Annotated in this window: 19 protein-coding genes; 13 read left to right on the top strand and 6 right to left on the bottom strand. The window is 61.3% G+C overall.

Annotation, left to right across the window (positions count from 1 at the left end):
- Positions 1 to 73 precede the first annotated feature (73 nt).
- The 5 genes from queA to secF all read left to right on the top strand — a co-directional run bounded on the left by queA (position 74) and on the right by secF (position 6,120).
- Positions 74 to 1,126: a tRNA preQ1(34) S-adenosylmethionine ribosyltransferase-isomerase QueA gene (gene queA, locus NCT03_RS01950; protein ID WP_250491791.1), complete on the top strand. Its 1,053-nt coding sequence runs from the start codon at positions 74 to 76 to the stop codon at positions 1,124 to 1,126.
- A 111-nt stretch (positions 1,127 to 1,237) separates the two neighbouring features.
- On the top strand, positions 1,238 to 2,398 hold the full coding sequence (gene tgt, locus NCT03_RS01945) for a tRNA guanosine(34) transglycosylase Tgt (protein ID WP_250491790.1): 1,161 nt from the start codon (positions 1,238 to 1,240) through the stop codon (positions 2,396 to 2,398).
- Positions 2,399 to 2,620: 222 nt separating this feature from the next.
- Complete coding sequence (gene yajC, locus NCT03_RS01940; protein WP_244827017.1) at positions 2,621 to 2,947, top strand: preprotein translocase subunit YajC; 327 nt, start codon at positions 2,621 to 2,623, stop codon at positions 2,945 to 2,947.
- Positions 2,948 to 3,070: 123 nt separating this feature from the next.
- Entirely contained in the window at positions 3,071 to 5,143 is a 2,073-nt protein-coding gene (gene secD / locus NCT03_RS01935; RefSeq protein ID WP_244827016.1) for a protein translocase subunit SecD, read from the top strand.
- A 26-nt stretch (positions 5,144 to 5,169) separates the two neighbouring features.
- Positions 5,170 to 6,120: a protein translocase subunit SecF gene (secF, locus tag NCT03_RS01930; protein WP_250463062.1), complete on the top strand. Its 951-nt coding sequence runs from the start codon at positions 5,170 to 5,172 to the stop codon at positions 6,118 to 6,120.
- 132 nt (positions 6,121 to 6,252) lie between these two features.
- Here the strand turns inward: secF and NCT03_RS01925 are convergent, their stop codons facing one another.
- The 3 genes from NCT03_RS01925 to NCT03_RS01915 all read right to left on the bottom strand — a co-directional run bounded on the left by NCT03_RS01925 (position 6,253) and on the right by NCT03_RS01915 (position 8,148).
- Positions 6,253 to 6,771, bottom strand: a complete 519-nt coding sequence (locus tag NCT03_RS01925; protein ID WP_244827958.1) for a YceI family protein — start codon at positions 6,769 to 6,771, stop codon at positions 6,253 to 6,255.
- Positions 6,772 to 6,895: 124 nt separating this feature from the next.
- The gene (locus NCT03_RS01920) at positions 6,896 to 7,459 is read right to left on the bottom strand and encodes a YceI family protein (protein WP_250491789.1); all 564 of its coding nucleotides are present in this window, start codon (positions 7,457 to 7,459) and stop codon (positions 6,896 to 6,898) included.
- A gap of 119 nt (positions 7,460 to 7,578) precedes the next feature.
- Complete coding sequence (locus tag NCT03_RS01915; protein ID WP_244827013.1) at positions 7,579 to 8,148, bottom strand: cytochrome b; 570 nt, start codon at positions 8,146 to 8,148, stop codon at positions 7,579 to 7,581.
- 498 nt (positions 8,149 to 8,646) lie between these two features.
- Between NCT03_RS01915 and NCT03_RS01910 the strand changes: the two genes are divergently transcribed.
- From NCT03_RS01910 to NCT03_RS01890, 5 genes are all read left to right on the top strand, one after another.
- Positions 8,647 to 9,312: a paraquat-inducible protein A gene (locus NCT03_RS01910; protein ID WP_250463059.1), complete on the top strand. Its 666-nt coding sequence runs from the start codon at positions 8,647 to 8,649 to the stop codon at positions 9,310 to 9,312.
- Positions 9,309 to 9,998, top strand: coding sequence for a paraquat-inducible protein A (locus NCT03_RS01905; RefSeq protein WP_250463056.1), 690 nt, complete (start codon positions 9,309 to 9,311; stop codon positions 9,996 to 9,998). Before NCT03_RS01910 ends, NCT03_RS01905 begins: the two co-directional genes overlap by 4 nt.
- Positions 9,991 to 11,658 (top strand): PqiB family protein, encoded by a 1,668-nt coding sequence (locus NCT03_RS01900; protein WP_250491788.1) that lies wholly within the window; start codon positions 9,991 to 9,993, stop codon positions 11,656 to 11,658. The genes NCT03_RS01905 and NCT03_RS01900 overlap by 8 nt, the downstream gene beginning before the upstream one ends.
- Positions 11,655 to 12,377 carry a PqiC family protein gene (locus NCT03_RS01895; protein ID WP_250491787.1) on the top strand — a complete coding sequence of 241 codons (723 nt, stop codon included), beginning with the start codon at positions 11,655 to 11,657 and terminating at the stop codon, positions 12,375 to 12,377. Before NCT03_RS01900 ends, NCT03_RS01895 begins: the two co-directional genes overlap by 4 nt.
- A gap of 72 nt (positions 12,378 to 12,449) precedes the next feature.
- The gene (locus tag NCT03_RS01890) at positions 12,450 to 13,058 is read left to right on the top strand and encodes a glutathione S-transferase N-terminal domain-containing protein (RefSeq protein ID WP_244827008.1); all 609 of its coding nucleotides are present in this window, start codon (positions 12,450 to 12,452) and stop codon (positions 13,056 to 13,058) included.
- A 422-nt stretch (positions 13,059 to 13,480) separates the two neighbouring features.
- Here NCT03_RS01890 and NCT03_RS01885 read toward each other — a convergent pair whose 3' ends face one another.
- The 3 genes from NCT03_RS01885 to NCT03_RS01875 form a co-directional block, all read right to left on the bottom strand.
- A complete protein-coding gene (locus NCT03_RS01885) occupies positions 13,481 to 14,038 on the bottom strand; it encodes a TetR/AcrR family transcriptional regulator (RefSeq protein ID WP_244827007.1) in 558 nt (185 codons plus the stop codon).
- Between the two features lie 163 nt (positions 14,039 to 14,201).
- Positions 14,202 to 15,338, bottom strand: coding sequence for a tRNA 2-thiouridine(34) synthase MnmA (gene mnmA / locus NCT03_RS01880; protein WP_250491786.1), 1,137 nt, complete (start codon positions 15,336 to 15,338; stop codon positions 14,202 to 14,204).
- 14 nt (positions 15,339 to 15,352) lie between these two features.
- The gene (locus NCT03_RS01875) at positions 15,353 to 15,844 is read right to left on the bottom strand and encodes an NUDIX hydrolase (protein ID WP_250491785.1); all 492 of its coding nucleotides are present in this window, start codon (positions 15,842 to 15,844) and stop codon (positions 15,353 to 15,355) included.
- A 222-nt stretch (positions 15,845 to 16,066) separates the two neighbouring features.
- On the opposite strand from NCT03_RS01875, the gene NCT03_RS01870 reads away from it, so the two are divergent.
- From NCT03_RS01870 to NCT03_RS01860, 3 genes are read left to right on the top strand one after another with little or no spacing between them, the layout of a single operon-like run.
- Positions 16,067 to 17,212 carry a Re/Si-specific NAD(P)(+) transhydrogenase subunit alpha gene (locus tag NCT03_RS01870; protein ID WP_250491784.1) on the top strand — a complete coding sequence of 382 codons (1,146 nt, stop codon included), beginning with the start codon at positions 16,067 to 16,069 and terminating at the stop codon, positions 17,210 to 17,212.
- Positions 17,213 to 17,228: 16 nt separating this feature from the next.
- A complete protein-coding gene (locus NCT03_RS01865; protein WP_244827003.1) occupies positions 17,229 to 17,549 on the top strand; it encodes an NAD(P) transhydrogenase subunit alpha part 2 in 321 nt (106 codons plus the stop codon).
- Positions 17,550 to 18,992 (top strand): NAD(P)(+) transhydrogenase (Re/Si-specific) subunit beta, encoded by a 1,443-nt coding sequence (locus NCT03_RS01860; RefSeq protein ID WP_244827002.1) that lies wholly within the window; start codon positions 17,550 to 17,552, stop codon positions 18,990 to 18,992. It begins immediately after the preceding gene.
- Positions 18,993 to 19,077: the final 85 nt, after the last annotated feature.

The raw sequence follows: 19,077 nt of genomic DNA, 5'->3' as shown, positions 1-19,077 counted from the left end.
GCAAGTACAATATGGGGTTTTGGTCGGCGCGCCTGTGCCGCCCTCAAGCAACGTCGGGCAACTATCAAACGCCATGTTCACGCTTTCCGATTTCGATTTTAATCTGCCGCCCGAGCTGATCGCGCAGAGTGCGCTCACCGAGCGCAGCGCGAGCCGTCTGCTCGAAGTGGACAATCACGTTTCGCCGGCCACGCTCATCGACCGGCGTTTCTCCGATCTGCCGAACCGGCTCGACGCCGGCGACCTGCTCGTCTTCAACGATACCAAAGTACTCAAGGCACGCTTCCTCGGCCAGAAGGCCAGTGGCGGACGCGTCGAAGTGCTGGTAGAGCGTCTGACGGGCGCAACCACCGCGCTTGCGCAGATTCGCGCGAGCAAGAGTCCCGGGCCGGGCACGACCATTCGCCTCGCCGATGCATTCGATGTCACCGTCGGCGAGCGCGTCGAACCGTTCTATACGCTGCATTTTCCGGCCGAATGCCTGACGCTCATCGAGCAATACGGGCGCTTGCCGCTTCCGCCGTATATCGAGCACGACCCCGACGCCTACGACGAAACGCGTTATCAGACCGTCTACGCAGCGAATCCCGGCGCGGTAGCGGCGCCGACGGCAGGCCTCCATTTCGACGATGCCCTCTTCGCCCGACTCGACGCGCGTGGAGTCGAACGCGCCACGCTCACGCTGCACGTCGGCGCGGGCACGTTTCAGCCGGTACGCGTGGACAATATCGCCGAGCACAAGATGCACAGCGAGTGGTACGAGTTGCCGCAGTCGCTCGTCGATAAAATCGCGGCGGTGAAGGCGCGCGGCAATCGCGTGATCGCCGTGGGCACGACGTCCATGCGCGCGCTGGAAGCCGCCGCCCGCGACGCCGCCGAAGCCGGCCGCCCGCTCGCCGCAACGAGCGCCGAGACAGATATCTTCATCACGCCGGGTTACACCTTCCGCGTGGTCGACCGGCTCGTCACCAATTTCCATTTGCCGAAGTCGACGCTCCTGATGCTCGTGTCCGCCTTCGCCGGCATGGACGCGATCCGCGCGGCTTACCAGCACGCCATCGACGAGAAATACCGCTTCTTCAGTTATGGCGATGCCATGCTTTTGACTCGCCATTCCCAAACTTAACCATCTACGCGCCGGACGTATCGACCGAAGCTGACGGCTTGACTTCCATGGCCAGCGACAGCGCTTACCATGGCGACAATCTCTGCGCTCCCCGGCGGCCCAGGAACCACAATGACCGAGAATCACACTCCGCCCGACAACGGCCTCAAGTTCGAACTGCTCGCCACCGACGGACAGGCGCGTCGCGGCCGTCTGACGCTGAATCACGGCGTCGTCGAAACGCCGATCTTCATGCCGGTCGGTACCTACGGCACCGTCAAGGCAATCCAGCCGCGCGAACTCGAAGAGATTCGCGCGCAGATCATCCTCGGCAACACGTTTCATCTTTGGCTGCGTCCGGGTCTCGAGACCATCGGCGCGCATGGCGGGCTGCACAGGTTCATGGGATGGAACCGTCCCATTCTCACGGACTCGGGCGGCTTTCAGGTGTTTTCGCTGGGCGAACTGCGCAAGATCACGGAAGAAGGCGTGACGTTCGCTTCGCCGATCAATGGCGACAAACTCTTTCTCTCGCCCGAAGTGTCGATGCAGATCCAGAAGGTGCTGAATTCAGACATCGTCATGCAGTTCGACGAGTGCACGCCTTACGCCACGAACGGCGTACCGACGACGCACCAGGAAGCCGCCGACTCCATGCGCATGTCCATGCGCTGGGCGAAGCGTTCCATCGACGAGTTCAACGGGCTCGGCAATCCGAACGCGCTGTTCGGCATCGTGCAGGGCGGCATGTTCGAGGACTTGCGCGACGAGTCGCTCGCGGGCCTCTCGGAAATCGGCTTCCATGGGCTCGCCATAGGCGGCCTTTCGGTCGGCGAGCCGAAGGAGGACATGATGCGGGTGCTCGATCACATCGGCCCGAAGCTACCCGCCGACAAGCCGCATTATTTGATGGGCGTCGGCACGCCGGAAGATCTGGTCGCGGGCGTGGCCGCAGGCGTCGACATGTTCGATTGCGTGATGCCCACGCGCAACGCGCGCAACGGCTGGCTCTTCACGCGCTTCGGCGACCTCAAGATCAAGAACGCGACGCACAAGAACTCGCAAAAGCCGCTCGACGAAAGCTGCGGTTGTTATACGTGCCGCAATTTCACGCGCGCTTATCTGCACCATCTGCATCGCGTCGGGGAAATTCTGGGCGCGCAACTGAACACCATTCACAACTTGCATTACTACCTGGAACTTATCGGCGAAGTGCGCCAATCGATCGAAACGCACACGTTCGAGGCATTTCGCAAGACGTTCGCGGAGAATCGTGCGCGCGGCGTCGACTAAGGCGGGACGGATATCGCCTGGACAAGCATTACAATCGCCTTTCCGTCGCTCGCAACGGACTCTCGAAAGTCTCGGTAACGGCTTGATGCCAAAGCGCATTCCAGCCATTTGAGGGGCGCGGCGAGTGGTAGAATATCGGGCTAATTTCTGGCCCAGGTTTTCAAACGCATTTGCGAACGTCATTTCGAACGCAATTCTGAACGTATTAACGGAGAGACCAACGTGTCGTTCATTTCCAATGCCTTTGCACAAGGCACCGCCAGCAGCGCGGAATCGAGCCTGATGAGCTTCCTGCCGCTGATCCTGATGTTCGCCGTGTTGTACTTCATCATGATCCGTCCGCAGATGAAGCGTCAGAAAGAACATCGCAACATGCTGTCGGCCATGGCCAAGGGCGATGAAGTCGTCACGAACGGCGGCATCGTCGGCAAGGTCACGAAGGTGTCGGAAGCTTACGTCGGCGTGGAAATCGCCGAAGGCACGGAAATCACCGTGCAGAAGGCTGCCGTCACGACCATTCTCCCGAAGGGCACCATCAAAGCGCTGTAAGGCCACGTTCCTTCGCGTCCGGCGCGGCCTCGCCACCGAGCCACCGGGTCTTCCCATGCGGTTCGCAGCGCATGACGCCGGACGCCCCCTCCCCCGCAGCCAACTTTCCGTTCGGCCATCCCCATGAATCGTTATCCCCTCTGGAAGTATGTCGTGATGCTGGTGGCGCTCGTCATCGGTCTCGTCTACACGCTTCCCAATTTCTTCGGCGAAGCGCCTGCCGTGCAGGTATCGAGCGGCAAGGCAACCGTGAAGCTCGACTCCGCCACGCTTTCGACTGTCGAGAGCGCGCTCGCCGCGGCAAAGATCCAATCCGACGAAGTCACGTTCGACAACTCGTCGGCGAGTGCGAACATTCGCGTGCGTCTGAAAGACACGGACACGCAATTGCATGCGAAAGACATCATCACGAAGGCGCTGAACAGCGACCCGACCGACCCGCAGTACATCGTCGCGCTGAACCTGCAGAGCGCATCGCCGCGCTGGCTCTCCGCGCTGCATGCATTGCCGATGTACCTCGGTCTCGACTTGCGCGGCGGCGTGCACTTCCTGCTGCAAGTGGACATGGCCGGCGCGCTCAACAAGAAGCTCGATTCCGACGCCGCCGACGCGCGCACTTACCTGCGCGACCGCAATATCCGCGATGGCGGCGTGAATCGCGTGGGGCAATCGGTGGTGGTGAATTTCGCCGATGCGGCCGCGGCCGACAACGCGCGCACGTTGCTCACGACGGGCGTCGCCGAATTGCAATGGACCACGCGTCAGGGCGGCGACGGCTATCAGGTGGTCGGCACCTTCACGCCGGGCACGCAGCGCACGGTGGAAGACGGCGCGCTCAAGCAAAACATCACGACGCTGCATAACCGCGTCAACGAACTCGGCGTGGCCGAGCCCGTGATTCAGCAGCAGGGTTCGGACCGGATCGTCGTCGAGCTGCCGGGCGTGCAGGACACGGCGAAGGCAAAGGACATCATCGGCCGCACGGCGACGCTCGAAGCACGTCTCGCCGATCCCGTGAACACCTACGGAAACGCAACTGACCCGGTGCCGCCGGGCGACGAAGCGTTCAAGCAGGGCGACCGCACCGTGTTCCTGCGCAAGCAGATCATCTTCACGGGCGACCGCATCATCGACGCGTCCACGGGCTTCGACGATCATCAGCGTCCGTCCGTGAATCTTCGCCTCGACTCGGCCGGCGGCCGCGCGGTGTCGAGCGTGTCGCGCGACAACATCGGCAAGCCGATGGCCATGGTTCTGTTCGAAAAGGGCAAGGGCGAAGTGCTGACGGTCGCGACCATTCAGTCCGAACTCGGCGACCGCTTCCAGATCACCGGCCAGCCGACGCCGCAAGCCGCCACGGATCTCGCGCTGCTCTTGCGCGCCGGTTCGCTCGCAGCGCCAATGGACATCATCGAGGAACGCACGGTCGGGCCGAGCCTTGGCGCCGACAACATCAAGAAGGGCTTCGATTCGGTGCAGTACGGTTTCGCCGCGATCGCCATCTTCATGATCGTGTACTACATGCTGTTCGGCCTGATCTCCATGTTGTCGCTGTCGGTCAACCTGCTGCTGCTCGTCGCGATCCTCTCCATGCTGCAGGCCACGCTGACCTTGCCGGGTATCGCGGCTATTGCGCTTGCGCTCGGCATGGCGATCGACGCGAACGTGCTGATCAACGAACGTATCCGCGAAGAACTGCGTAACGGCGCGCCGCCGCAAACGGCGATACAGGAAGGTTTCAAACACGCCTGGGCGACCATTCTCGACTCGAATGTCACCACGCTGATCGCCGGTCTCGCGCTGCTCGCGTTCGGCTCGGGTCCGGTACGCGGCTTCGCGGTCGTGCACTGTATCGGCATTCTGACCTCGATGTTCTCGGCGGTGTTCTTCTCGCGCGGCCTCGTGAACCTGTGGTACGGCGGCAAGAAGAAGCTGAAGTCGCTGGCTATCGGTCAGGTGTGGCGCCCGGAAGGCGGCAACACCGAAGCTGCGGCGGCCGCGTATCTCGCCGCCCAACGCGGTGACGATTCGCCCGTCGACGAAATCATCAAGACGGCGAAAGGCAAGACCAAGACGGCTGTTCCCGTCGCGGCGCCGCGTGCTCAGGTTCAGACGCCTGCGCGCGGTGGCAAGCCGAGCGTGCGCCGCCGTTCTGGTCCTGGCATCGATGAGGAAAAACCGGGTTCGCCCCGCTGATTGACTGAACCCCGGAGAAACGAAACATGGAATTCTTCCGCATTCGCCGCGACTTGCCGTTGATGCAGCGCGCGTTGATCTTCAACGCGATCTCGCTCATCACGTTCCTCGCGGCCGTTTTTTTCCTCGTGCATCGAGGCCTGCATCTGTCGGTGGAGTTCACGGGCGGAACGGTCATCGAGGTGCAGTATCCGCAAGCCGTGCCGCTCGAACCCGTGCGCGGCACCATGGCCAGGCTCGGTTACGCCGATGCGCAGGTGCAGAACTTCGGCACATCGCGCGACGTGCTCATCCGTTTGCCGATCAAGCAAGGCCTCACGTCGGCGCAGCAGAGCGATCAGGTGATCACTGCGCTCAAGGTCAACGACCCGCAAGTCACGCTGCAACGTGTCGAGTTCGTCGGGCCGCAGGTGGGCAAGGAACTCGTGACCAACGGGCTGTTGGCGCTGGCTTGCGTGGTGATCGGCATCGTGATCTATCTGTCGTTCCGCTTCGAGTGGAAGTATGCGGTGGCGGGCGTTATCGCCAACTTGCACGACGTGGTGATCATTCTCGGCTTCTTCGCTTACTTCCAGTGGGAGTTCTCGCTGTCCGTGCTGGCGGCGATTCTCGCGGTGCTCGGCTATTCGGTGAACGAGTCGGTGGTTATCTTCGACCGGATTCGTGAAACCTTCCGCAAGCAGCGCAAGATGACGGTGATCGAGGTTATCAACCACGCGATCACGAGCACGATGTCGCGAACCATCATCACTCACGGCTGTACGGAAATGATGGTGCTCTCGATGTTCTTCTTCGGCGGTCCGACGCTGCATTACTTCGCGCTGGCGCTGACGGTGGGTATTCTGTTCGGTATCTACTCGTCGGTGTTCGTGGCTGCCGCGCTCGCGATGTGGCTGGGCGTGAAGCGTGAAGATCTCGTCAAGGACAAGAAGGACAGGTTCGATCCGAACGATCCGAACGCGGGCGCTCAGGTTTAAGGCGCGTCGTAACGATGGACAAGTAAAGGGCCGGTCTTCGAAAGGAGACCGGCCCTTCGCATTTGGCGCGGGCGCAAAAAAACCGCCTCACGTACAGCACGCGAGGCGGTTTCATCCCACACTCGATGAGACTTACTGCTTCACGCCTTCGGCCTGGATATGAAGCGTCGTCTTCAGGCTGAAGCCGTACGACTTGCCGTAGTCCATGCCGAAGTCGCCGCGATCGAACGTCGCCGACGCTTCCGTGCCGCACACTTCCTTCTTCATCATCGGATTGACGAAGCACTTGAAGGTGTCGAGCTTCAAGTTGAGCGGCTTGGTCACGCCGTGCATGGTCAGCGTGCCGATGACTTCAACCGGCGTGTCGCCGTTGAAGCGGATCGACGTGCCCTTGTACACCGCGGTCGGGTACTTGGCGACATCGAAGAATTCGGCTTTTTGCAGATGCTCGTCGAGCTTCGCGTTGCCGGTGTTGATCGATGCAATGTCGATCGTCACTTCAGCCGTGCCGGTCTTCGCCGCGCGATCGAGCACGACGGTGCCGCTGCTCTTGTTGAACTTGCCGCGCCACGTGGACACGCCGCCGAAGTGATCGGATTCGAAGCTCGGATACGTGTGGTTGGGATCGAGCTGGTAGGTATCAGCGGCCATTGCGCTGAACGAGAGGCTGGCTGCAAGCGCGCCTGCGGCGAAAACGGAAAGTTTGTTCAAGTGCTTCTCCTGGTTGAATCGTTGCGATGCAATGAGTTGGCTTTAATTTGCTTGAGTCGGCCGCTTACTTCTTCGCGGCGACGATATGAAACTTGATGACGACATCGTCGGCGACCACCGACGTGTCTTTCCATTCACCCGTTCCAATGTCGAACTGGTTGCGCTTGATCGGCAGCGAGCCGTCGAACGTTTCCGTTGCGCCCTGCTGCGTGATGGTCACGGGCGCCGTGACCGTCTGCGACTTGCCCTTGATGGTGATTTTGCCCGTCACCTTGTATTGATTGCCGCCCGCCGGCGCAATGGCGCTCGAAACGAACGTGGCGGTCGGATAGGTCGCGGCATCGAACCATTCCTTGCCGCGCACCTGCTTGTTGTAGTCGTCGTCGCCGAGATCGTAGCTGCCGGTATCGATCGTGATATTCGCGCTGCCGGCGGCGGGCTTGGCCGGATCGAACGAAATCTGCGCCGTGAACTTGTTGAACTTGCCGTCCGTGGGCACGTTCATCTGCTTCGATGTCGCGGTCACGCTGCTCTTGCTCACGTCCACTTGCGCATGTGCGCCGATGGCGAGCGCAAGCGAGCTTGCCGATACGGCGGCCAGCATCCAACGATTGAGTTTCACTTTCATGTGTACCTTTTCCTGATCGGGTCCGACGAACATCCGGTATTGGAAATCAAAAGAATGCTGGAACAAACAGCAGGCGGGAAACGCCTTGCCAACGCACAGGAAACAATCGCATCGGCGGCTTAGCGCAGAAACGGAAGCATGCGGCCGAGCAAGCCATCGCGATCGACGAAATGATGCTTGAGTGCCGCGAGCACGTGCATCACGACGAAGAAGAGCAACGTGTAGTTCAGCGCAATATGCACGATTCTCAGCGTCGCCTTCAAAGCCTTGTCCGGCCCGATGATGGTTGGCAACGGCAACACGCCGAGATAAACCACCTGCAAGCCGGCCGCGGAACTATAAAGATAACCCGATGCGGGAATCACCAGCATGAGTGCGTAAAGGAGGAAATGCGTGAGATGCGCCGCGCCCTTCTGCCAGCCCGGCATGTCGACGGGCATCGGCGGCGCGCGATGCGTGGCGCGCCACACGAGCCGCAGAACGGCAAGCGCAAACACGGTCACGCCAATCCACTTGTGCCACGAAAAGTACTTGAGCTTGGTCGGCGTGAAACCCGGTATGTCCGTCATGATCCAGCCGAGATAAAAGCCGCATACGATCAGCAACGCAATCAGCCAGTGCAGGCCGATTGCCGTGGCGCTGTATCGTCCGGTCGACTGAGCCGACGCGATGCGAACGCTGCTTTCCATATTGCTTCACCCTGATATTCATCGTTATGCGGCTGGCCGTCCGGAACGACGGGTCTTCAAGGCCGCAATCCTACATCAACAATACGGAATTGCCAGCGCGTGCGAGGTGTCTGCCCAATAGCCGCAAAGCCCCGCCGCCATTGACGCTGCGCGCTCTTTTGCTGCTACGTCGCACTGTTGCAACGAACTATTCCGCCCATGCAACGGTCGATTGATTCATTCGGCTTCAGTCGCCCGCGCGCCCTGTAAGACGCCTATTACACGCCCGACCGACGCCCGACCGACGCCCAATGAGGAATAACGATGGAGCATGCGCCAATATTCCCGCGCTCGTTTCACCGCGTCCACCACCTGTCCGCGCCGCCAGATAAGCGTCAGTCCCGCGACGTTTGTTACCATGCTGCTTCCGATCGCGCTGGCTCGTAATTTGCTGTGCTCGCTCCGAGCCGATCTTCGCGGCGCCAGATCAACCCGCATCAGAAGGCTCGGCTTCAGACCATGAACGAGAACGAACCGGATGAACTCATTGCGTGCCACGAATGTGACGCGCTTTTCAAGAAGCGCGCGTTGCCCCGGCATACGTCGGCGCGCTGTCCGCGTTGCGGTGCGCTGCTCTATCGCAGTATCGCGGGCAATCTCGATCGCATCAGCGCCATGACGCTCGCCGCGCTGATCACCTTCGTGATCGCGCAGGCGTTTCCCATCGTCGAACTGGACGCCAACGGCATCACTTCGCAGACCACGCTGATCGGCGCAATCGTTTCCTTGTGGAACGAGCAGATGGAGATCATCGCGGTGCTGGTGTTCTTCGCCACCATCTTCGCGCCGCTCGCCGAACTGCTCGCGCTGCTCTACGTGCTCGTGCCACTGCGCGCGGGTTACGTGCCGCCGGGCTTCAATGCCACGTTACGCACCATTCAGTTCGTGCGTCCGTGGGGAATGATCGAGGTGTTCATGCTCGGCGTGCTCGTCACGCTCGTGAAGATGGTGAGTCTCGCGCGCGTGATTCCCGAAGCCGCGCTGTTCGCTTTCGGCGCGCTGACGCTGATGGTCGCCGTGGTCGTGAGCTTCGATCCGCAGCGGCTGTGGGATATCGCCGAAAAGCTGCCCAAGCGCGCGGAACGCAGACAACGCATCGCACCGACGGTGAGGCAGAAATCATGAATCCGGATCAAACCAGCGCGGCCGTCGATGAACCCGAAGCGCCGCCGCCTACGCTCTACACCACGGCATCGCGCCAGAACGTCGTGGCGTGCCACGCATGCGGTCTGGTGCAGCCGCTCGCGCATACCATCGAAAGACAGCGCTGCACGCGCTGCGACGCGGTCGTGCACCGGCGGCACCCGGATGCCATCGCGCGCACGTGGGCACTTCTTATCAGCGCGGCGATTTTGTACATTCCGGCGAACCTGTTTCCGGTCATGCACACGTCGTCCATTCTCGGCTCCGAGGACGACACCATCATGTCGGGCGTCGCGCTCTTCTGGAACGATGGCGACTATCCGCTCGCGGCAATCATCTTCATCGCCAGCATTCTCGTACCGATGATGAAGCTCGCCACGCTCGGCTTCCTGCTCATCAGCGTACAGCGACGCTCGGTGTGGCGACCGCGCCAGCGGACCACGCTCTTTAGAATCGTCGAAGGCATCGGACGATGGTCGATGCTCGACGTCTTCGTGGTCACGCTCACCGTCGCGCTGGTGCGTTTCAAGTCGCTCGCGGTCATCACGGCGGGACCGGGAACCATCGCCTTCGCTTCGGTGGTCGTGCTCACCATGCTCGCATCCATGCAATTCGACCCGCGCCTCATATGGGACAACATAGAACCGTCAGGAAAGAAACATGACTAGTGGCCAGGGGCCGAACGGGCCGAACGAATCCACGCGTGGTGACGAGCCGTCGAAACAAAGCGGCGGACTGCCGCCCAATCTGCCGGAACCGGTGATCGAGCCACGCAGCCGCTGGCTGCCTTCGCTCGTGTGGGTCATTCCGCTCGTGGCGGCGTTGATCGGCATCTTTCTGGTGGTCAAGACGGTGACGAGCCGTGGACCGACGGTGACCATCAGCTTCGTCAGCGCGGAAGGGCTCGAGACCGGCAAGACCAAGGTGAAGTACAAGGACGTGGATATCGGCACGGTCAAGTCGATCACGTTGTCGAAAGACCATTCACGCGTACTCGTCGATGTGCAACTCACCAAGGAAGCCACCGATTTCGCCGTGAAGGACACGCGCTTCTGGGTCGTGCGCCCGCGCGTGGCGGCAAGCGGGGTGACGGGGTTGTCCACCTTGCTCTCGGGTGCGTATATCGGTGTCGATGCGGGCAAGTCCTCCGAGGATCAGAGCTATTTCGTCGGGCTGGAGACGCCGCCCGCCGTCACGGCGGATCAGAAAGGCCACACTTTCACGCTGCACGGAGAATCTCTCGGTTCGCTCGATATCGGCTCGCCGGTCTATTACCGGCGCGTGCAGGTCGGTCAGGTGACGGCGTTTTCGCTCGATAAGGACGGCACCGGCGTCACCATGCAAGTGTTCGTCAATTCGCCCTACGATCAATACGTAGGCGGCAATTCGCGCTGGTGGCATGCGAGCGGCGTGGATCTGCGCCTGGATTCGAGCGGCTTCACGCTGAACACGCAGTCGCTCGCGACGGTGATTCTCGGCGGCATTGCGTTCCAGACGCCGCCGAACCAGCAGTCGGGCGCGCAGGCAAAGGACAACTCCACGTTCCGCCTCGCCGCCGACCAGGCCGACGCCATGCGCGATCCGGACGGCGAACCCGTGCACGTGGTGATGAACTTCAATCAGTCGCTGCGTGGCTTGTCGGTCGGCGCGCCGGTCGATTTCCGCGGCATCGTGCTCGGTCAGGTGACGGGTATCGGCGTGCGCTACGACCAGGAATCGCATTCCTTCATGATGCCGGTGACGATCGACCTCTATCCGGACCGCCTCGGCCGGCGCGCGAAGGAAGCGCTCCCCGACAAGGGGTCGCCGGCGAGCCAGGACATGCTCAATCTGCTCGTCAAGCGCGGTCTGCGCGGCCAGTTGCGCACGGGCAATCTGCTGACGAGCCAGCTTTACGTCGCGCTCGACTTCTTCCCGAAGGCGCCGGCCGCGAAGGTGCTCGCCAACACAGACCCGATCGAGTTGCCGACCGTGCCGAACACGCTCGACGAATTGCAATTGCAGATCGCCGACATCGCCCGCAAGCTCGACAAGATTCCGTTCGACGAGATCGGCACGAATCTGAACGGCTCGCTCAAGCAGGCCAATGCGCTCTTCAAGCAACTCGATACGGAAGTCGTGCCGGAAATGCGCAGCACGCTGACCGAGGCGCAGAAAACCTTCGGCGCGGCGCAATCGACGCTTTCGCAAGATTCGCCGGTCCAGTCCGACGTGCGTCAGGCCATGCAGGAACTCACGCGGACGCTGCAATCGCTCAATGCGCTCGCCGATTATCTGGAACGCCATCCGGAATCGCTGTTGCGCGGGAAAACGGGAGAAAAACCATGAGGTTCGTCGCGTCGTTGTTGACTCTGGGCGCGGCAGGCGTGCTCGCCGCCTGCGCCTCGTCGCCGTCGAGCCGCTTCTACACGCTCACCGGAACGGACGCGCCGGGCGCGGCGCCCGCGCAGCCGGCCTCGCTCTACTTCGAACTCGCGCCGGTGGACATGCCGCAGCAGGTCACGCGCAACCAGTTGGTCGTGCAGACGAGCCCCGCGCAGGTCAAGGTGCTCGAAACGGAACGCTGGGCCTCGCTGCCGTCCGACGAAATGCGGCGCGCGCTGTCCGCGGATCTGACACGCCAGCTCGGGGCAATCGATGTCTCGGGCACGGCGCGGCCGGAAGGAACGCCGCTGTATCGCGTGAAGGTGAACGTGCAGCGCTTCGAATCGTGGCCGGGCTCGCGGGCCGTGATCGACGCCGTGTGGAGTGTGCAGACATCGGCGGGAGCGCAGACGACGCTCACGTGCCGGACCGTGGCGCAGGAACGCGTCGGCGATGGTTTCGATGCGCTCGTCGACGGGCATCGGCAGGCGGTGAGCGAGATTGCATCGGCGATTTCGAGCGGTGTGCGAAGTGTTGCCGCGCTGCCGCCCGCGCCCGCCGTCTCGTCTTCTGCAAAGGGCAAGACGCCCGCCAGCCCGCCGAGTGCGCCGCTCTTGCCGTGCCCGGCGGGGAATCTGGCGGCGTTGTCACCAGACGACACCCACGCGCGGCGTCCCCTGTAATTTGCCGATGGCTTGCGTGCGTCCGTTAAGATCATTCTCGACTGCATTAAGAAATGATCGCGAAGATAGATAATGAAACTGATCGGTTCGCACACAAGTCCATACGTCCGCAAGGTTCGGATCGTGATGGCAGAGAAGAAGATAGATTGCGAACTGGTGCTCGAGGACGTATGGGCATCCGATTCCAAGATCCACGACTACAACCCGCTCGGCAAGGTGCCCTGCCTGATTCTGGACGACGGCGAAGCGGTGTTCGATTCGCGCGTGATCTGCGAATTCGTGGATACGCTCACGCCTGTCGGCAAGCTTCTGCCGCAGGAACGCCGCGAGCGCACCGAAGTGCGCTGCTGGGAAGCGCTCGCCGACGGCATGCTCGACGCCGCCGTGCTGATTCGCCTGGAAGGCGTGCTGCGTGAGGAAGGACAGCGCAGCGAGGCGTGGATCAAGCGGCAGCGTTTGAAGATCGACGACGGCATTCGCGCAATGGCGCGCGGTCTTGGCTCGAAGCAATGGTGCTCGGCGAACCGTTTCACACTTGCCGATATCGCCTGTGGCTGCGCGCTCAGTTATCTGGATTTCCGCCTGCCGGAGTTGAATTGGCGCGATGCGCACCCGGCGCTCGATAAGTTTTACGCGCGGCTTGCGCAGCGGCAGTCGTTCGTGGATACGGCGCCGGCTTGAACGAGAGCGGACGCTTCGCTTCCCGGATTGACGCGGCCTCGACGGCCGCGTTTGCTTTGTTAAACGCTACGCGTGGCCCATTCAGCATTCGCAAATCGATCTTGTCACGATAATCGCGGCGAATTTGCGATTGTTTTGCGGCTTGCTTCATACGACGACTGCTGCACGAAATCGTCACTAATCCGCAATTCAAATTGAATCTACTCCTAGATAGATTTTCGTAACGGTTAGCCCGTTGCACATATTTAATATGCGACGGAATTCAAGCCGCAAGCTTTAAACGGCGGCTACTGTCGCTCAATTGGCCGCACCGACACCATTCGAAGGCAAAGTAAAACACCTCCCGTCAAAATCTATCTACCTAAAGATAGGTTACACAACGCGAAAACCCATGAAATCCACATAGTTATCCACAGGGTTATCTACCGTCTGACAGCGTCGACAACTTCGTCCAGTCTGGCGCGCGTTTGAAACAGCCGGCAAGCAAGCAAACTGCCTTGAAATGCGGCATATAAGGCGCGCGCCGCCGCTTCCGGCTTGCCACCCGCATCGAGCGTGTCTTGCGCTTCACCTTCCGCGAGCACTTTCGCCAGCCAATTCTCGTTCGCCTTGAAAAACCCCTGCACGGCTTGGCGAACCTTTTCGGGTAACGAATCGAAATCCGCCGAAAGCATGCCGCACAGGCACACTTGCTTCCCGTCGCCGAGAATGCGCCCAAACAGCTTCGTGTATCGATCGAGTTTTTTGTCGGCCGCCGCGGAACTGTCGATGGCATAGACCGACGACATGACATCCGCGCTGTAGGCGTTCACGGCTTCCAGCGCCAAATCTTCCTTGGCGGGAAAGTAGTAATGGATGCTCGACGTCTTCACGCCGACCAACTCGGACAAGTCGCGATAGCTGAAGCCGTTGTACCCGCGCGTCATGATGAGCGTCTGTGCATGTTCCAGCAGTGCTTCGCGTACGGTGTTCTTGTCCATTGCGCAGTCTCCGGATTTTCTGACACTGATGATAGTTATCGCATCCCACGTCGGAGAATTTATCTATCGCTAGATAGACAGTCAAGCACTTGTATCAAAATAGCTTTATTGCGTCGGTGGAACTCGGCGAGTTTCGATGATCCGGAAAACTCGCCGATAAGCGTCAAAGCGCCTGCGTGGCCAACTGCTCCGCGCTCATCGCGGAAGTCTGCCCCGAAGCCGCCTGTTCGATGATGCCGCCGCCAAGACACACATCGCCCTGATACAGCACCGCCGATTGCCCCGGCGTCACCGCCCATTGCGCGTCGTCGAAATGGAGCGCAAAGCGGGCATCGTCGGCGCGCGAGAACTGGCACGCGGCATCCTGTTGCCGATAGCGCGTCTTCGCGCCACAAGCCGCGCCTTCTTCCGGCGCGAACCCGGCGACCCAACTCGTGTTTCCCGCTTCCAGCGTGTTCGACAAGAGCCACGAATGGTCATGCCCCTGCACGACATAAAGCGTGTTGCTCGCCATGTCCTTGCCCGCGACGAACCACGGCTCGCCGCTGCCGTCCTTCGCGCCGCCAATACCAATGCCCTTTCGCTGCCCAAAGGTATAGAACGCCAGTCCGATATGTTCGCCGACGACCTTGCCGTCCGGCGTCTTCATCGGACCGGGCTTGGTCGGCAAATAGCGATTCAGGAATTCGCGAAACGGCCGTTCGCCGATAAAGCAAATACCGGTCGAATCCTTCTTCTTCGCGTTCGGCAAACCGATCCGGGCCGCGATCTCGCGGACCTGCGTCTTCGGAATTTCTCCGAGCGGAAACAGCGTCTTCGATAACTGCTGCTGATTCAACCGATGCAGAAAGTACGACTGATCTTTCGTGGAATCGGTCGCCTTGAGCAACTGGAACAGGCCGTCCTGCTCGCGCACGCGCGCGTAATGCCCGGTCGCGATGGTTTGCGCGCCGAGCGACATCGCGTGATCCAGGAACGCCTTGAACTTGATCTCGGCATTGCACAGCACGTCCGGATTCGGCGTGCGGCCGGCCGAGTACTCGCGCAAGAACTCCGCGAAGACGCGGTCCTTGTATTCGGCGGCGAAGTTCACGGCTTCCACGTCGATGCCGAGCAGATCCGCCACCGACACCACGTCGATCCAGTCTTGACGCGTCGAGCAATATTCGCCGTCGTCGTCGTCTTCCCAGTTCTTCATGAAGAGGCCGACGACGTCGTAACCCTGCTCTTTCAGAAGCCATGCCGTGACCGACGAATCCACGCCGCCCGACATGCCCACCACTACTCTGCGCTTGCTCATAGGAATACCGCGGCTCAAGTCTGCTTAAGAGGCGCGACCGGCGCGACCGAATGCGTATGAATGAAATCGAGCGGCACGCGCCGCCCGGATAAATAATCGTCGACCCGCTGCATGACGAGCGGCGTCCGATGCCGCTCGCTGATCGCGCGGAGCTCGTCGGCGGTCAACCACATCACGCGGACAATGCGTTCGTCAAGCGCCCGCCCCGCCGTCTCGCCGAGCGACTTGCCGCAAAACGTAAAGCTCAGATACGTGACATCGCCGCTCGCCCGCGTGAAGTGCGTCATGTACGCGCCGACGAGGGCCTCGGGTTCGAAGCGATGCGCCGTTTCCTCCAGCGTCTCGCGGATAGCTGCCTGAACCAGCGATTCGCCTGCTTCCAGATGACCGGCAGGCTGGTTGATTTTCAGGCCGCCGGATGTGTGCTCCTCGACGACGAGGAAGCGTCCATCGGCTTCGATGACCGAAGCCACCGTGACGTGAGGAGCCCAAGTATCTGATTTCATGTTCGATATTTTATCGTGCCGACGCTCATCGCGCCCGGCGCCGCCGAAGCTCGCTCGTGAAAACGAGTGACAACCCTCGGCGGGAAAGAACGAGTGCCGGATCGGCTCATTCTTCGGTTACAGTGGAGACAGCCGTTGATTCCAGCATTTGAAACGAAACTCAGCCCCGAGTTTCCTGACGCCAGCCCCGGCGCGGAAGCGAGAAGACAGGAGGATTCGAATATGCACATCGGAGTGCCTGCTGAAACAGGGGCGAACGAGGCGCGCGTCGCCGCCACGCCCGAAACGGTCAAGAAACTCGTCACTCAGGGGCATCGTGTTTCGGTGCAAAGCGGCGCGGGCTTGCGAGCAAGTTATGTCGACGACGCCTTCGCGCAATCGGGCGCCGATCTCGTCGATGCCGCCACCGCTTTTTCCGCCGAACTCGTTCTGAAAGTTCAGTCTCCGGGCATCGACGAACTCGCGTGGCTCACGCCGGGCGCCGTGGTCATCGGCATGCTCGATCCATTCAATACCGAAAACACCGCGCGGATCGCCGCCACCGGCGTGACCGCGTTCGCGCTCGAAGCCGCGCCGCGCACGACGCGCGCGCAAAGTCTCGACGTGCTGTCGTCGCAGGCGAACATCGCGGGATACAAGGCGGTGCTCGTCGCCTGCCAGTATTACCAGCGCTTCATGCCGATGCTGATGACCGCCGCCGGCACCGTGAAAGCCGCGCGCGTGCTCGTGCTGGGCGCGGGCGTCGCGGGACTGCAGGCGATTGCGACGGCCAAGCGCTTGGGCGCCGTGGTCGAAGCGTCGGATGTGCGGCCAGCCGTGAAAGAGCAGATCGAATCCCTGGGCGCGAAGTTCGTCGATGTCCCCTTCGAAACCGACGAGGAACGCGCGGCGGCGGAAGGCGTGGGCGGCTACGCGCGGCCCATGCCACCGAGCTGGCTCGCGCGTCAGTCGGCGCAGGTGCATGAACGCGCGAAGGCGGCGGATATCGTCATCTCAACCGCGCTGATTCCCGGCCGTCCCGCGCCCACCTTGCTGTCCGTGGAAACGGTCAAGCATATGAAACCGGGCTCGGTGATCGTCGATCTCGCGGCGGGACGCGGACCCGAATTCGACGGCCGCAAAGGCGGCAACTGTCCGCTCACCGAAGTCGATCAGGTGGTGATGAAGCATGACGTGCATATCGTAGGCTTCACGAATCTGGCGTCGATGGTCGCCACCGACGCCTCCGCGCTCTACGCGCGCAACCTGCTCGACTTCCTGAAGCTGATCATCACGAAGGAAGGCACGCTCAACATCGACCTTGCGGACGATATCGTCGCGGCCACGCTTCAGTGCCGCGACGGGCAAGTCACGCGCCCGGCGGCTTAAGCACACGGAGATCAACATGGACGTCATCAATCACACGGTGATCAATCTCATCATCTTCGTGCTGGCGATTTACGTCGGCTACCACGTGGTCTGGAACGTCACGCCCGCGCTGCACACACCCTTGATGGCGGTGACGAATGCAATCTCGGCAATCGTCATCGTCGGCGCGATGCTCGCGGTCGGTCTGACAATCGGCGGCGCTGGCAAGTTCTTCGGCACGCTCGCGGTGCTGCTTGCGGCGGTGAACGTGTTCGGCGGCTTTCTCGTGACCCGGCGAATGCTTGAAATGTTCAAGCGCAAAGAGCCGAGAAAACTCATCAAGAAGGAGGGCGCGTAAATGAGCATGAACGTCGTCACTCTTCTGTATCTCGTCGCTTCGGTATGCTTCATTCAGGCGCTGAAGGGCTTGTCCAATCCGAAGACCGCGCGCATCGGCAATACGTTCGGCATGGCGGGGATGGCGATTGCCATCGTCACCACGCTCGCGCTCATTGCGAAGCAGGCTTCCTATCTCGGTTCCAATCTCTCGCTCGGACTCACGCTCTTGTTCGCGGCGCTTCTGATCGGCGGCGCGGCGGGCGCCTATATCGCGGCGAAAGTCGAGATGACGAAGATGCCCGAACTCGTCGCCGCGATGCACTCGCTGATCGGGCTCGCGGCGGTCTGCATTGCGTATGCCGTGGTGTCGGAACCTTCGGCGTTCGGCCTTGCGCCGCCGGGCTATTACATGCCGTACGGCAATCGCGTCGAGTTGTTCATCGGCACGTTCGTCGGGGCGATCACGTTTTCCGGTTCGGTGATCGCGTTCGGCAAGCTGTCGGGCAAGTACAAGTTCCGGCTCTTTCAGGGCGCGCCCGTCACGTATTCGGGACAGCATCTCATCAACTTGCTCCTTGCCGTGGCGATGATCGGCTTCGGCGTGATTTTCATGCTGACGCAATCGTGGTTGCCGTTCATCGTGATGACGTTGATCGCGTTCGCGCTGGGCGTGCTCATCATCATTCCGATTGGCGGCGCGGATATGCCGGTGGTCGTGTCCATGCTCAATTCGTATTCGGGCTGGGCGGCGGCGGGCATTGGTTTCTCGCTCAACAATCCGATGCTGATCATCGCGGGTTCGCTGGTGGGATCGTCGGGCGCGATTCTGTCCTACATCATGTGCCGGGCGATGAACCGCTCCTTTTTCAACGTGATTCTCGGCGGCTTCGGCGGCGAAGCGGGCGGCCCGGCGGTGGGCGGCGCGCAGGAACAGCGCCCGGTGAAATCCGGTTCCGCCGATGACGCGGCCTTCATGCTCGGCAATGCGGAAAGCGTGGTGATCGTGCCGGGTTACGGGCTTGCGGTGGCGCGCGCGCAGCATGCGCTGAAGGAATTGACGGACAAGCTCGTGGAGAAAGGCATCGACGTGCGCTATGCGATTCACCCGGTCGCGGGGCGCATGCCGGGGCACATGAACGTACTGCTCGCCGAAGCGGAAGTGCCCTACGAAATGGTGCAGGAGATGGACGACATCAACAGCGAGTTCGGGCAGGTGGATGTGGTGCTCGTGCTCGGCGCCAACGACGTGGTGAATCCTGCGGCGAAGACCGACCCGAAATCGGCGATTGCGGGCATGCCGATTCTTGAAGCGTACAAGGCGCGCACGATCATCGTGAACAAGCGGTCGATGGCGGCGGGCTACGCCGGGCTCGATAACGAACTGTTCTATATGGACAAGACGATGATGGTTTTCGGGGACGCGAAGAAGGTGGTGGAGGATATGATGAAGGCGGTGGATTGATCGCATGAAGCCGCCGCGGCGACAGCGATAAACGCGCCAGCTTCGCTCGAAGAACGCTGGCGCAGCCGGCTTTACGGGTTCACGC

It is taken from the genome of Caballeronia sp. GAWG1-1, from assembly GCF_023631465.1.
In the GTDB taxonomy this organism is placed as follows: Bacteria; Pseudomonadota; Gammaproteobacteria; order Burkholderiales; family Burkholderiaceae; genus Caballeronia.
Note: the sequence above shows the minus strand (reverse complement) of the source record. Positions and strands in the feature narration are given on the sequence as shown.

What these genes read in the sequence shown, in the direction of transcription:
- NCT03_RS01860 (WP_244827002.1), top strand. Translation starts at nt 17,550, where the DNA reads ATGAGCATGAACGTCGTCACTCTTCTGTATCTCGTCGCTTCGGTATGC.
- NCT03_RS01925 (WP_244827958.1), bottom strand. Translation starts at nt 6,771, where the DNA reads ATGGCCGCTGATACCTACCAGCTCGATCCCAACCACACGTATCCGAGC.
- NCT03_RS01910 (WP_250463059.1), top strand. Translation starts at nt 8,647, where the DNA reads ATGAACGAGAACGAACCGGATGAACTCATTGCGTGCCACGAATGTGAC.
- secD (WP_244827016.1), top strand. Translation starts at nt 3,071, where the DNA reads ATGAATCGTTATCCCCTCTGGAAGTATGTCGTGATGCTGGTGGCGCTC.
- NCT03_RS01870 (WP_250491784.1), top strand. Translation starts at nt 16,067, where the DNA reads ATGCACATCGGAGTGCCTGCTGAAACAGGGGCGAACGAGGCGCGCGTC.
- mnmA (WP_250491786.1), bottom strand. Translation starts at nt 15,338, where the DNA reads ATGAGCAAGCGCAGAGTAGTGGTGGGCATGTCGGGCGGCGTGGATTCG.
- NCT03_RS01900 (WP_250491788.1), top strand. Translation starts at nt 9,991, where the DNA reads ATGACTAGTGGCCAGGGGCCGAACGGGCCGAACGAATCCACGCGTGGT.
- NCT03_RS01915 (WP_244827013.1), bottom strand. Translation starts at nt 8,148, where the DNA reads ATGGAAAGCAGCGTTCGCATCGCGTCGGCTCAGTCGACCGGACGATAC.
- tgt (WP_250491790.1), top strand. Translation starts at nt 1,238, where the DNA reads ATGACCGAGAATCACACTCCGCCCGACAACGGCCTCAAGTTCGAACTG.
- NCT03_RS01890 (WP_244827008.1), top strand. Translation starts at nt 12,450, where the DNA reads ATGAAACTGATCGGTTCGCACACAAGTCCATACGTCCGCAAGGTTCGG.
- secF (WP_250463062.1), top strand. Translation starts at nt 5,170, where the DNA reads ATGGAATTCTTCCGCATTCGCCGCGACTTGCCGTTGATGCAGCGCGCG.
- NCT03_RS01895 (WP_250491787.1), top strand. Translation starts at nt 11,655, where the DNA reads ATGAGGTTCGTCGCGTCGTTGTTGACTCTGGGCGCGGCAGGCGTGCTC.
- NCT03_RS01885 (WP_244827007.1), bottom strand. Translation starts at nt 14,038, where the DNA reads ATGGACAAGAACACCGTACGCGAAGCACTGCTGGAACATGCACAGACG.
- queA (WP_250491791.1), top strand. Translation starts at nt 74, where the DNA reads ATGTTCACGCTTTCCGATTTCGATTTTAATCTGCCGCCCGAGCTGATC.
- NCT03_RS01875 (WP_250491785.1), bottom strand. Translation starts at nt 15,844, where the DNA reads ATGAAATCAGATACTTGGGCTCCTCACGTCACGGTGGCTTCGGTCATC.
- NCT03_RS01905 (WP_250463056.1), top strand. Translation starts at nt 9,309, where the DNA reads ATGAATCCGGATCAAACCAGCGCGGCCGTCGATGAACCCGAAGCGCCG.
- NCT03_RS01865 (WP_244827003.1), top strand. Translation starts at nt 17,229, where the DNA reads ATGGACGTCATCAATCACACGGTGATCAATCTCATCATCTTCGTGCTG.
- NCT03_RS01920 (WP_250491789.1), bottom strand. Translation starts at nt 7,459, where the DNA reads ATGAAAGTGAAACTCAATCGTTGGATGCTGGCCGCCGTATCGGCAAGC.